At 36.4% G+C, this 14,371-nt stretch carries 4 protein-coding genes, 5 tRNA genes and 3 rRNA genes; 1 reads left to right on the plus strand and 11 read right to left on the minus strand.

Translation table 11 applies throughout. The features are described from left to right. The 11 genes from gltB to TVTCOM_RS18560 form a co-directional block, all read right to left on the minus strand. Nucleotides 1-4,512 (minus strand): glutamate synthase large subunit, encoded by a 4,512-nt coding sequence (gene gltB / locus TVTCOM_RS18510; RefSeq protein ID WP_434797720.1) that lies wholly within the window; start codon nucleotides 4,510-4,512, stop codon nucleotides 1-3. Nucleotides 4,513-4,735: 223 nt separating this feature from the next. Then, nucleotides 4,736-4,811 (minus strand) — tRNA-Lys (locus TVTCOM_RS18515). 4 nt (nucleotides 4,812-4,815) lie between these two features. Next, nucleotides 4,816-4,892, minus strand: a tRNA-Asp gene (locus TVTCOM_RS18520). 105 nt (nucleotides 4,893-4,997) lie between these two features. After that, a tRNA-Gly gene (locus TVTCOM_RS18525) sits at nucleotides 4,998-5,071 on the minus strand. A gap of 3 nt (nucleotides 5,072-5,074) precedes the next feature. Continuing rightward, nucleotides 5,075-5,149, minus strand: a tRNA-Glu gene (locus tag TVTCOM_RS18530). Nucleotides 5,150-5,154: 5 nt separating this feature from the next. After that, nucleotides 5,155-5,230 (minus strand) — tRNA-Thr (locus TVTCOM_RS18535). Between the two features lie 5 nt (nucleotides 5,231-5,235). Continuing rightward, a 5S ribosomal RNA gene (gene rrf, locus TVTCOM_RS18540) occupies nucleotides 5,236-5,352 on the minus strand. A gap of 73 nt (nucleotides 5,353-5,425) precedes the next feature. Further along, nucleotides 5,426-8,324, minus strand: a 23S ribosomal RNA gene (locus TVTCOM_RS18545). 176 nt (nucleotides 8,325-8,500) lie between these two features. Next, nucleotides 8,501-10,004 (minus strand): 16S ribosomal RNA (locus TVTCOM_RS18550). Together the 16S, 23S and 5S rRNA genes with 5 tRNA genes alongside form the textbook arrangement of a ribosomal RNA operon. 546 nt (nucleotides 10,005-10,550) lie before the next feature. After that, nucleotides 10,551-13,166, minus strand: a complete 2,616-nt coding sequence (locus tag TVTCOM_RS18555; protein WP_434797721.1) for a heavy metal translocating P-type ATPase — start codon at nucleotides 13,164-13,166, stop codon at nucleotides 10,551-10,553. A 12-nt stretch (nucleotides 13,167-13,178) separates the two neighbouring features. After that, nucleotides 13,179-13,547, minus strand: a complete 369-nt coding sequence (locus TVTCOM_RS18560; RefSeq protein ID WP_434797722.1) for an ArsR/SmtB family transcription factor — start codon at nucleotides 13,545-13,547, stop codon at nucleotides 13,179-13,181. 210 nt (nucleotides 13,548-13,757) lie between these two features. On the opposite strand from TVTCOM_RS18560, the gene TVTCOM_RS18565 reads away from it, so the two are divergent. Further along, nucleotides 13,758-14,252 (plus strand): hypothetical protein, encoded by a 495-nt coding sequence (locus tag TVTCOM_RS18565; protein WP_434797723.1) that lies wholly within the window; start codon nucleotides 13,758-13,760, stop codon nucleotides 14,250-14,252. The last annotated feature ends 119 nt before the right edge of the window (nucleotides 14,253-14,371 follow it).

Below are 14,371 nucleotides of genomic sequence, written 5' to 3' on the forward strand. Positions count from 1 at the left end.
CTATATAACGCAAGTGATATCTTCATTATCATCTTGCTTTTCTCCATGTTCCAATATTTTCTTATATACGCTTGGTATTATCTTGTGGAAATTATTTTTCTCCACATTCCAATTTTCTAATATAAAGTTGGCTTTTGGGCTATTTGTATATTGAATATGATTGTTTATTAATTTTTTAATTGTATTTAGATCAGATTCCTGTATGTCATCAATATCAACGAGACCTTTATTTATTGCTCCTTCATTTAAATCATCAGAAGTATAAATATATGCTATTCCTCCGCTCATACCAGCTGCAAAATTTTTACCTATTTCACCAAGTATTAATACAATACCTCCTGTCATATACTCACATCCATGATCTCCTACTCCTTCTACTACTGCAGTTGCTCCAGAGTTCCTTACTGCAAATCTTTCTCCTGCTAATCCATTTATATACATTTGGCCACTAGTTGCTCCATAAAGCACTGTATTTCCTACTATAATATTTTTACTTGCATCAATAGACGAATTTTCATATGGTTTAACTATTATTTTAGCTCCAGATAATCCTTTGCCCACATAATCATTACAATCACCTGTCAAAATCATAGTAAGACCTTTCATTCCAAAGGCTGCAAAACTTTGACCCGAACTACCTGTAAATTTATAAACTATCGTATCTTCTTCTAATCCCTCTTCTCCATATATCTTTGCTATTTCACCACTAAGCATAGTTCCTACAGTACGATTAGTATTTTTTATTTCAAACTCTTCTTCTACATGTCCTCTATTTTCTAAACTTTCCATAGCATAAGCTATAAGTTTATGATCCAACGCTTTATCTATATTATGCTCTTGCTCCATTATTTTTCTTCCAGCTATCCTTTGTGGTAAATTAGGTCTATATAAAATAGAAGATAAATCTATATCTCTACATTTATAATTTTTCATATCTTCATTGACTTGTAATAAATCAACTCTTCCAATCATTTCATCTATTGTTTTAAATCCTAATTTGGCCATCAATTCTCTTACTTCTTCAGCTACAAAAAAGAAATATCTTATTAAATCTTCTGGTTTTCCTTTGAATTTTTTTCTAAGTTCTGGATTTTGTGTAGCTATTCCCATTGGACATGTGTTCGAATGACATTTTCTCATCATAACACATCCTGATACTACTAACGGAGTTGTAGCAAATCCAAATTCTTCAGCACCTAATAATGCAGCTACTACCACATCTCTACCAGTTCTCATTTGACCATCAGTTTGTATTCTTACACGTCCTCTTAAATTATTTAATAAAAGAACTTGATGAGCTTCTGATAATCCTAGCTCCCATGGAACTCCTGTATGTTTTATAGATGTATAAGGAGCTGCTCCAGTACCTCCATCATATCCTGAAATTAAAATAACATCTGCCTTAGCCTTTGCAACTCCTGATGCTACAGTCCCTACTCCAACTTCTGATACTAGTTTTACAGATATTCTAGCTTCTGGATTTACATTTTTTAAATCATGTATTAATTGCTCCAAATCCTCTATAGAATAAATATCATGATGTGGAGGTGGAGAAATTAAATCAATGCCAGGTGTAGCATGACGAACTTTTCCTATTATTTCATCCACTTTAGATCCTGGAAGCCTTCCTCCTTCTCCTGGTTTTGCACCTTGAGCCATTTTAACTTGTATTTCATCTGCATTTACTAAATAATTTGTAGTTACTCCAAATCGTCCTGAAGCAACTTGTTTAACTGCACTTCTAGTTTCATCTTTAAATCTATTTTCATCCTCTCCACCTTCGCCAGTATTAGATTTAGCACCCATTCTATTCATAGCTATGGCTAAATTTTCGTGTGCTTCCTTGCTAAGTGAACCAAAACTCATAGCTCCAGTTGTAAATCTTTTTACTATAACAGATGCCGGTTCTACCATATCTATAGGTATTGATGATACATTTTTAAAATCTAATAATCCTCTAATTGTACATAGTTCTTTTGATTGATTATTTATTGCATCAGAGAACTCTTTAAATGTATTGTAACTATTATTTCTAGTACTTTGCTGTAACTTTGTTATTGTATACGGATTAAACATATGAGATTCTTCATTTCTTCTATAGGCATATTCTCCACCAAGTTTTAAAGAATCTATAGGATTTCTAAGTTTATCATAAGCAATATGATGTCTTTCTAAAGATTCTTTTGCGATTATATCTAAACCTATTCCTTCTATTCTCGATGGTGTTCCTGTAAAATATTTATCTATTACTGAATTATTAATACCTAAGGCTTCAAATATCTGCGCACTTCTATAACTTTGTATTGTAGATATGCCCATCTTTGATATAACTTTTAAAAGTCCTGCACATATAGCTTTTATATAATTATCTTTTAATTCTTCACTTGATAAATTATCCACATATAATTCTTTTCTCTGTAAATCATCTATGGTTTCAAATGCCAAATAAGGATTTATAGCAGTTGCTCCATATCCTATTAATAAAGCAAAGTGCATTACTTCTCTGGCTTCTCCTGTTTCTAAAATTATATTTACATTAGTTCTTAACTTATTTTTGATTAAATACTGTTGAAGTGCACTTATTGCTAATAAAGCTGGAATAGGAGCTTGATGTTTATTTATATTTTTATCAGACAAAATTATTATGTTGTAACCTTCCAAGATTGCATCTCTCGCTCTTTCACATAATAAATCTATGGCATCAACTAAGCCATCACCATCACTAGGGTAGCTAAATAGCATAGGAATTTTTATAGCCCTTAAAGTAGCATTATTCACTTTACTTAATTTTTCTAAATCTATATCTGTAAGAATTGGATGATCTAATTGAATAAATTTAAAGTCTTTCTTTTCATTATCAAGCAAATTGCCCTTTTGTCCTATTATGGTAATTAAACTCATTATTGATTTTTCTCTAATTGGGTCTATAGGTGGATTTGTTACTTGAGCAAATAATTGTTTGAAATAGTTATATAATAACTGTGGTCTTTTTGATAATACAGCTAATGATGTGTCATATCCCATAGAACCAATAGGTTCACTTCCCTTACTTGCCATAGGTCCTAAAATCACTTTTATTTCTTCTTGAGAATACCCAAAAGATTGTTGTCTTTTTAAAAGGGTATCCATATCGCCTCCTGGTAAATAAGATGGATAGGGTAGCATATCCATAGTCATTTTATTTCTTTTTATCCATGATTTATAATTATATTCTTTAAATATTTTTTGTCGTATTTCTTTATCTTTCAAAATTCTATGCTCGTTTAAGTCCAATAAAAACATTTTTCCAGGTTCCAATCTACCACGATATTTTATATTCTTTGGGTCAATATTTAAAACACCACTTTCAGATGCTAAAACTACAAAATTATCTTTTGTTATTGTATATCTAGCAGGACGTAAACCATTTCTATCTAAAGTTGCCCCTATCTCGTGTCCATTTGTAAATATCATTGCTGCTGGACCATCCCATGGTTCCATCAAAGTTGCATGATAATTATAAAAAGATTTTTCATCCTCATCCATTGCCATATTTTTATCCCATGCTTGAGGTATTAACATCATCATTGCATGTGTTAATGACTTCCCACTCTGGACTAAAAGTTCAAAAGCATTATCAAAATTAGCCGAGTCAGAGCAGTTTGGTGATATTATAGGATATAATTTTTGTATATTATCTCCTAACAAATCTGATTTTAATACTCCTTCTCGAGCATTCATCCAATTTCTATTTCCTCTTATTGTGTTTATTTCTCCATTATGAGCTATATATCTAAAAGGTTGAGCTAAGTCCCATGTTGGAAAAGTATTTGTACTATATCTTTGGTGAATAAGCGCAAATGCACTTTCAAATTTAGGTGATTTTAAATCTTCATAAAAATTGCCTATTTGATTAGCTAAAAGAAGGCCTTTATAAATAATTGTTTGACTTGATAAACTAGATACGTAAAAATATCCTTTGTTGTGCATATGAGATGATCTTACTTTATTTTCTACTATTTTTCTTATTATATATAATTTTCTTTCAAATTCTTCTATATTTAAGTTTCCTCTATCTATAAAAATCTGTTTTATTAATGGTTCAGCACCTTTTGCTATGTCTCCAATAGAGTTCCTATCTACAGGTACATCTCTCCACCCTATTAAATTTAAATTTTCTTCTCTTATTACTGTTTCAAAAATACCTTCACACATTAAATACTCATCAATTTCTCTAGGCAAAAATACCATTCCAACTGCATACTCACCTTCATCTGGCAGGTCATCTTTTAATTCTGCTTTAAAAAACTCATGAGGTATTTGAATTAATATGCCTGCTCCATCCCCTGTTTTATTATCACATCCAGTTGCTCCTCTATGTGATAAGTTCAATAATATACTTAAACCTTTTTTAACTATATCATGACTTTTTTTACCTGTAATATCTGCAATAAAACCTAAACCACAATTATCTTTCTCAAACTCAGGATAATATAATCCTTGTTTTGCAGGTTTTATATCTGTATAATTCATACACTTCCCCCCTATCAATCACGCTTAATAAAATAAAGTTTTCAAAAGTATTAATTTAGAAATATATTAATTCATTAAGTTAAAATAGTTATTGATAATAGTATAGTTAAATTTTCAGAATATTGCAATAAATAATTTTTTTTAATCATTGTATTTTGTATTTTGCTATTATTTACATAAGAAAAAACCATGTGAAAATAATTCACATGGTTTCTATAATAATTGGTGACCCATCGGAGATTCGAACTCCGGACACCTTGATTAAAAGTCAAGTGCTCTACCGACTGAGCTAATGAGTCATTATGGCGACCTGGAAGGGGCTCGAACCCTCGACCTCCAGCGTGACAGGCTGGCATTCTAACCAACTGAACTACCAGGCCGCGTTTGTGTTTTTATGGTGGGACCAACAGGGCTCGAACCTGTGACCCCCTGCTTGTAAGGCAGGTGCTCTCCCAGCTGAGCTATGGTCCTGGGATTAATTAAATTGGAGCGGGTGAAGGGGATCGAACCCTCACAGCCGGCTTGGAAGGCCGGAACTCTACCATTGAGCTACACCCGCAGGTGGTGACTCATAGGGGAATCGAACCCCTGTTACCGCCGTGAAAGGGCGGTGTCTTGACCGCTTGACCAATGAGCCATTTGTGGAGCTGGTAATAGGACTCGAACCTACAACCTGCTGATTACAAGTCAGCTGCTCTACCAATTGAGCCATACCAGCATTTTACGTGGCTACGTGCTACTCTCCCAGGAGGTCGCCCCCCAAGTACCATCGCCGCTCAAGAGCTTAACTTCTGTGTTCGGAATGGGAACAGGTGTATCCTCTTTGCTATAATAACCACATAATCTTTATTCAAGTATTAACTTTTGTTAGTACTTTCAAAACTGCTAACATTTAATGTTTCCATTATATTTATTGGTCAAGTCCTCGACCTATTAGTATCAGTAAGCTACATATGTTACCACACTTCCACCTCTGACCTATCAACCATGTAGTCTTCATGGGGTCTTAACCTTACGGTGGGAAATCTTATCTTGAAGTAGGCTTCGCGCTTAGATGCTTTCAGCGCTTATCCTTTCCGTACTTAGCTACCCAGCTATGCCCTTGGCAGAACAACTGGTACACCAGCGGTACGTCCATCCCGGTCCTCTCGTACTAAGGACAGGTCTCCTCAAATTTCCTACGCCTGCGACGGATAGGGACCGAACTGTCTCACGACGTTCTGAACCCAGCTCGCGTACCACTTTAATGGGCGAACAGCCCAACCCTTGGGACCTACTACAGCCCCAGGATGTGATGAGCCGACATCGAGGTGCCAAACCTCCCCGTCGATGTGGACTCTTGGGGGAGATCAGCCTGTTATCCCCAGGGTAGCTTTTATCCGTTGAGCGATGGCCCTTCCATGCGGTACCACCGGATCACTAAGTCCGACTTTCGTCCTTGCTCGACCTGTATGTCTTGCAATCAAGCTCTCTTCTGCCTTTACACTCTTCGTACGATTTCCGACCGTACTGAGAGAACCTTTGAGCGCCTCCGTTACTTTTTAGGAGGCGACCGCCCCAGTCAAACTGTCCACCTGACAGTGTCCCACTACCTGATTCAAGGCAGCTGGTTAGAATCCCAGTACTACAAGGGTGGTATCCCAAGGATGGCTCCACACAGACTGACGTCCATGCTTCATAGCCTCCCACCTATCCTGTACATGTAGCACCGAGACTCAATGTCAAGCTACAGTAAAGCTCCATGGGGTCTTTCCGTCCTGTCGCAGGTAACCGGCATCTTCACCGGTATTACAATTTCACCCAGTCTGTTGTTGAGACAGTGCCCAAATCGTTACGCCTTTCGTGCGGGTCGGAACTTACCCGACAAGGAATTTCGCTACCTTAGGACCGTTATAGTTACGGCCGCCGTTTACTGGGGCTTAAGTTCACTGCTTCGGTTGCCCTAACAGATCCCCTTAACCTTCCAGCACCGGGCAGGCGTCAGCTCCTATACATCGTCTTGCGACTTAGCAGAAACCTATGTTTTTGGTAAACAGTCGCTTGGGCCTATTCTCTGCGGCCATGTTTCCATGGCACCCCTTCTCCCTAAGTTACGGGGTCATTTTGCCGAGTTCCTTAACAACAGTTCTCTGGCTGGCCTTAGGATACTCTCCTCACCCACCTGTGTCGGTTTGCGGTACAGGCACCTTTAACCTCGATAGAGACTTTTCTCGACAGTGTGAAATCAGCTACTTCGCTACTAAATTTCGCTCCGCATCGTACCCCAGCATTATTCTAACGGATTTGCCTATTAGAACTGCCTCAATACTTGCCCGTACATAACCAACAGTACGGTTAGCTTATCCTTCTGTGTCATCCCATTTCTCAAACGGTTATCGGTGGTACAGGAATATCAACCTGTTGTCCATCACCTACGCCTTTCGGCCTCGGCTTAGGTCCTGACTAACCCAGGGCGGACGAACCTTCCCCTGGAAACCTTGGGTTTACGGCCTGTGGGATTCTCACCCACATCTCGCTACTCATGCCAACATTCTCACTTCTATACAGTCCACATCTCCTTACGGTAATGCTTCAATCCGTATAGAAAGCTCTCCTACCCATCATAAATGATGCCGTAGCTTCGGTAGTACGTTTTAGCCCCGGAAATTTTCGGCGCAGGATCACTCGACCAGTGAGCTATTACGCACTCTTTAAATGAGTGGCTGCTTCTAAGCCAACATCCTGGTTGTCTGTGCAATCCCACATCCTTTACCACTTAACGTACATTTAGGGACCTTAGCTGACGATCTGGGCTGTTGCCCTTTTGACTATGAATCTTATCACCCACAGTCTGACTCCCAAGTATAAGAATACGGCATTCGGAGTTTGATAGTCTTCGGTAAGTGCAATACCCCCTAGGACATTCAGTGCTCTACCTCCGCTTCTCTAAACCTTGAGGCTAGCCCTAAAGCTATTTCGGAGAGAACCAGCTATCTCCGGGCTCGATTGGAATTTCACCGCTATCCACAGGTCATCCCCGAGCTTTTCAACGCTCGTGGGTTCGGTCCTCCACGAAATTTTACTTTCGCTTCAACCTGCCCATGGATAGGTCGCCCGGTTTCGGGTCTACGTCAACTAACTAAACGCCCAGTTAAGACTCGCTTTCGCTACGGCTCCACACCTTAAGTGCTTAACCTTGCTAGGTAACGTAACTCGTTGGCCCGTTCTACAAAAAGTACGCAGTCACACAAGTAATGTGCTCCTACAGCTTGTAAGTGTAGGGTTTCAGGTTCTATTTCACTCCCCTCCCGGGGTTCTTTTCACCTTTCCCTCACGGTACTATACGCTATCGGTCACTAGGTAGTATTTAGGCTTGGAGGATGGTCCCTCCTGCTTCCCACAGGGTTTCACGTGTCCCGTGGTACTCTGGATCATATCTATCGATTTCTTGTTTCAGTTACGTGGCTTTTACACTTTATAGCGGAGCTTTCCAACTCTCTTCACTTACAATTCCTCAACTTTATGATATGTCCGCAACCCCAGTGAAGAAAACTTCACTGGTTTGGCCTGTTCCGCGTTCGCTCGCCGCTACTTACGGAATCGAATTTCTTTCTCTTCCTCCGGGTACTTAGATGTTTCAGTTCCCCGAGTTCCCCTGGCATGACTATGTATTCATCATACCATACTTAGACATTACTCTAAGTGAGTTTCCTCATTCGGAAATCTTGGGATCAAAGTTTACGTGCAACTCCCCCAAGCTTATCGCAGCTTATCGCGTCCTTCATCGGCTCCTAGTGCCAAGGCATTCGCCCTACACCCTTAATAACTTGACCAGTTATCAAAGTTTGATATTTTTAAAAGTTATCTTCTTTATATGATATATTTTTTAAGAAGTTTATCTTCTTCTTTTATAATGTCATATCACTAAATGTTATGCAGTTTTCAAAGTACTAATTTTGAGTTTTCATAAAGAACCCTCAAAATTAAACAGTAGGTTAATTCTCCCTAGAAAGGAGGTGATCCAGCCGCACCTTCCGATACGGCTACCTTGTTACGACTTCACCCCAGTTATTGATTTCACCTTCGACACTCGCTTCCCAAAGGGTTAGCTAAGTGGCTTCGGGCGCCCCCAACTTCCGTGGTGTGACGGGCGGTGTGTACAAGACCCGGGAACGCATTCACCGCAGCATTCTGATCTGCGATTACTAGTAACTCCAGCTTCATGTAGGCGAGTTTCAGCCTACAATCCGAACTGAGAATGGCTTTAAGGGATTAGCTCGGCCTCACGACTTGGCTGCCCTCTGTACCACCCATTGTAGCACGTGTGTAGCCCTAAGCATAAGGGGCATGATGATTTGACGTCATCCCCACCTTCCTCCAGGTTATCCCTGGCAGTCCCTCTAGAGTGCCCAACTTAATGCTGGCAACTAAAGGCAAGGGTTGCGCTCGTTGCGGGACTTAACCCAACATCTCACGACACGAGCTGACGACAACCATGCACCACCTGTCACTTCTGTCCCCGAAGGGAAAAATGCGATTAGGCATCGGTCAAAAGGATGTCAAGCTTAGGTAAGGTTCTTCGCGTTGCTTCGAATTAAACCACATGCTCCGCTACTTGTGCGGGTCCCCGTCAATTCCTTTGAGTTTCACTCTTGCGAGCGTACTCCCCAGGCGGAGTACTTAATGCGTTAGCTGCGGCACCGAGGGGGGTAACCCCCGACACCTAGTACTCATCGTTTACGGCGTGGACTACCAGGGTATCTAATCCTGTTTGCTCCCCACGCTTTCGTGCCTCAGTGTCAGTTACAGTCCAGAAAGCCGCCTTCGCTACTGGTGTTCCTCCTAATATCTACGCATTTCACCGCTACACTAGGAATTCCACTTTCCTCTCCTGCACTCAAGTTTCCCAGTTTCAAGAGCTTACTACGGTTGAGCCGTAGCCTTTCACTCCTGACTTAAGAAACCACCTACGCACCCTTTACGCCCAGTAAATCCGGATAACGCTAGCCCCCTACGTATTACCGCGGCTGCTGGCACGTAGTTAGCCGGGGCTTCCTCCTCAAGTACCGTCATTATCTTCCTTGAGGACAGAGTTTTACGACCCGAAGGCCTTCATCACTCACGCGGCGTTGCTGCATCAGGCTTTCGCCCATTGTGCAATATTCCCCACTGCTGCCTCCCGTAGGAGTTTGGACCGTGTCTCAGTTCCAATGTGGCCGATCACCCTCTCAGGTCGGCTACTGATCGTCGCCTTGGTAAGCCGTTACCTTACCAACTAGCTAATCAGACGCGGGTCCATCTCATACCGCCGGAGCTTTGATAAGAAATCCATGTGAATTTCTTATATTATCCTGTATTAGCATACCTTTCGGTATGTTATCCATGTGTATGAGGCAGGTTACCCACGCGTTACTCACCCGTCCGCCGCTCTTCTCCGAAGAGAATCGCTCGACTTGCATGTGTTAGGCACGCCGCCAGCGTTCATCCTGAGCCAGGATCAAACTCTCAAATAAAAGTTGTCCAATTGCTCAGCTAATCATTATCTGAATATCTGGCTTGGTTTGTTTGTTGTTTCAGTTTAATTCTTAAAGAATTAATTTATTGTTAACCTACTGTTTAATTTTCAAAGTTCTTTTGCTTGTTTCAGCTTTTTTATTCTACCAAAGCTGTTTTTCTTTGTCAACTACTTTTTTAAGAAGTTTTTTGTTGACGTTTTGTCCCTGTCTCAAGGACAAGTAATACTATATCATCATAATAAAAGGTCGTCAACACTTTTTTAAAAGTTTTTTGTAAAATTATTGACGTTTTATGACTTATTATTAAATAGTTTTTGTCACTATATTTGATTTATCATTGAAATTCCAAAGTTTTTTAATCATTTTTATAGTAATTTACTCTCTTTATTTAACAATAATTTTCTGCTTTAAACTTATATTTCATTATATAATAACATTAAAAATTATATTTAACGTTTATTTTTCTTTAATAACTAAATAAAAATACTACTTTGTATATATAAATTTTACATTCATAATATAACAAAGTAGTACTTTAATATTTTATTTCATTATTCTCATTGCATTCAATACTGCGATTAAAGCAACCCCTACATCAGCAAATACTGCTTCCCACATACTTGCCATACCTAAAGCTCCAAATATCATAACTATAATCTTAATACCTAATGCAAATATAATATTTTGCCATACTATTTTATAAGTCTTTCTAGATATTTTTATTCCTTCAGCTATTTTACTTGGTTCGTCTGTCATTATAACTATATCCGCTGCTTCTATAGCCGCATCTGATCCTAAACCTCCCATAGCTATACCAACATCCACACGAGCAAGAACTGGAGCATCATTTATTCCATCTCCTACAAAGGCAATTTTTTCTTTATCATTTCTGCCTTCATATATAGATTCTATTTTTTCTACTTTTTCATTTGGCAATAAATTTGAATATACTTTATCTATCTTTAATTGTTTTGCTACTGAGTCAGCAACTTCTTTATTATCTCCAGTTAGCATAACAGTTTCTTTTATACCTTGAGCTTTTATTTCATTAATAGCTTTTTCACTATCTGATTTTATTTTATCAGAAATAACTATATATCCTTTAAACTGATTATTTACTGCTATATAAACTACAGTTCCTATTTCTTTATTTTTATTTACTTTTATATTATTAGCTGTCATTAATTTTTCATTTCCAGCTAATATTTCTTCATTTTCATATTTTACTTTTATTCCATGGGCAGCTATTTCTTCATAACTTTCTATTTTATTTAAATTAATTTCTTTATTATAGTAATTTAAAATAGACTTAGCAATTGGATGATTCGAATTAGCTTCTGCAATAGATGCATATTTAATTAATTCTTCTTCTGCTACTCCAACAGCATTAACTTTTACCACATCAAATACACCTTCTGTTAATGTTCCAGTTTTATCGAATACCACTGTATCAACATATCTTAAAGCTTCTAGATAGTTACTTCCTTTTATTAATATACCATTTCTAGAAGCAACACCTATACCACTAAAATAACTTAGTGGTATGGATAAAACTAGAGCACATGGGCATGATACAACTAGGAATACTAATCCTCTGTGTAACCAATCACTAAACATAGCTCCTGGTACAAATATTGGTGGAACTACTGCTATTAATGTAGCTAATATAACTACTATTGGTGTATAGTATTTTGAAAACACAGATATAAAGTTTTCTGTTTTAGACTTTTTACTACTAGCATTTTCTACTAAATCTAGTATTTTTGATACAGTGGACTCAGAGAAATTTTTAGTTACTTTTACTGTTAATAAAGAGTTTTTATTGATAAATCCTGATAATAATTCATCTCCTGACTTAACTGTTCTTAAAACTGATTCTCCCGTTAAAGCTGATGTATCAACCATAGAACTTCCATCTATAATTACACCGTCTAAAGGTACTTTTTCACCAGGTTTAACTATTATAAAATTACCAATTTCTACTTCTTCTGGATCTACAACTTTAATAGAGTTACCCACTTTTAAATTTGCCACATCTGGTTTTATTTGCATTAAATCAGAAATAGATTTTCTTGATTTACCTACTGCAATTTCTTGTAAATATTCTCCAATTTTATAAAATAACATTACCCCAACAGCCTCTGACGCATCACCTATTGCAACTGCACCAACTGTTGCTACTGTCATTAAAAAGTTTTCGTCAAATATTCTACCCTTTGTCATATTTCGTAAAGCTTTATATACAACATCTCCACCAACTAATACATATGACACTAAGAAAATTAGTAAAGAATATTTGCTTTCTATACCAACCATTTCTTCATAAAATGCAAATATAAATACAAATGATCCTAACAATATATTTAGAAGTTTTAATTTATTATTATCTTTTATTACTTTAGTTTCTTTTTTAGTTTTCTTATTTTCTTTTATTCCTTCAATTTGTATGTCAAGTCCTGGCTCTGTATAATTTATTATGTTTATTATATTTTTAATTGTAATATCTTCATTTGTATTATCTATTTCTACAGATAATTTTTTATTTACAAAGTTCATATTAGAGCTTTTAACTCCATCTAGTAATGATACTTTATTACCAATTACTTCTGCGCAATGAGCACAATTAAGTCCTCCTAAAATAATATCTTTCTTTATATATGATTTATTTTTATTTCCAATCACTTGAATATCAAGGCCTGGTTCTATGGAGTCAATCAAACCAATAACATCTTCTATTATTTTATCTTCATTTTTTCGAGAATTTAATTCTAGTGTTAATTTTTTATTCACAAAATTCAAATTACTGTTTTGAATTCCTTCTAAATATTTTACTTTGTCCCCTATTACTTCTGCACAATGGGCACATGTCAATCCGTTTAGCATTAACTCTTTTTTATTCCCTGTGCTTATTTTTTTGTCAAGGGCTTGAATATCAAGACCTGGTTCTATGGAATCAATAAGAGAAATTACTTCACTTATTATTAATTCTTCATCATAAGAAGAATCAATTCCTAAAGTTAGTTTTTTAGTAATAAAATTCATATTGCTACTTTCAATACCATTCATATTTTTTACAACTTCCCCTATAGTCTCAGCACAGTGAGCACATGTTAATCCATTTAGCATCAGCTCTTTTTTTATCAATACTGCCTCCAACATTATTATACCCCCCTATCTATTGTAAGTTTCCTCTATATGGCATAAACCACAGTTAAATATTTGATTTATATGATTATCATCTAATGAATAATAAACAATCTTACCTTCTTTTCTAAATTTAACTAATCTAGCTTGTTTTAAAACCCTTAGCTGATGAGATATTGCCGATTGAGTCATATTTAAAAGATCGGCTATGTCACATACGCACATTTCTTCTTCAAATAAAGCGTATAAAATTTTTATTCTTGTAGTATCACCAAAGACTTTAAATAACTCTGCTAAATCATAAAGTTTTTCATCTTCAGGCATTTTATCTTTCACCTTGCATATTATCTCTTCATGTACACATGTACATTCGCATCTATTTATAATATCTTTCATTTGCATTCCTCCGATTAAATATTAATATATGAACAACTGTTCATATATTAATATTATGATATTTGTCCTATTTGTGCAACCTTTTTCCTATATTTTTTTAAATTTGTAACTATTTCTAAAATACTCATATCTAGATTTTTTTTTAATATATATATTAGTAGTATTAGTAAATTTATTATATGAAAAATTGAAAGGAGAGTTCATATCAAAATGAATTATAATAATATGTATCCTAATAGAATGAGTGATAACTTAGATCCAAACTATATATACCCTCAACCATATATAGACCCTTTAATGTACATTAATCCTTATGTTATGAATAACAACCAAAGCGGAAATCTCAATCAAAATATAAACCCTGAATACTCAACATATTCTAATCAATATGTATATAATCCACAATTTAATCCTTATGAGGATATGCCTAACAACAATATGAATGAGCAATTTGAAAACAATAATAATATGAATGACATGAATAATCAGATGAATAATATACCTATGATTCCTATGATACCTCCAAATATGATGTTTCCTGGCATGTTTCCTCCTAATATGATGTTCCCTGGAGCAATGTCACCTAATATGATGTTCCCTGGAATGATGTTCCCTGGAGCAATACCACCTAATATGATGTATCCTGGAGTAATGCAAAATATACCTACTGTTAATATGGATGAGTTTGATGAGGAAGAAATGTAATCAAATATAATATTAAAATACCAATGTTGCCCCTATAAATTAGGGGTTTTTTATTTTTTTTAAAAAAGTGTTATAAAATTTTTAAATTTGTCTACACTATTTAATGTATTCCTCATAAT

The organism is Terrisporobacter vanillatitrophus, assembly GCF_051148895.1.
Taxonomy (GTDB): Bacteria; Bacillota; Clostridia; order Peptostreptococcales; family Peptostreptococcaceae; genus Terrisporobacter; species Terrisporobacter vanillatitrophus.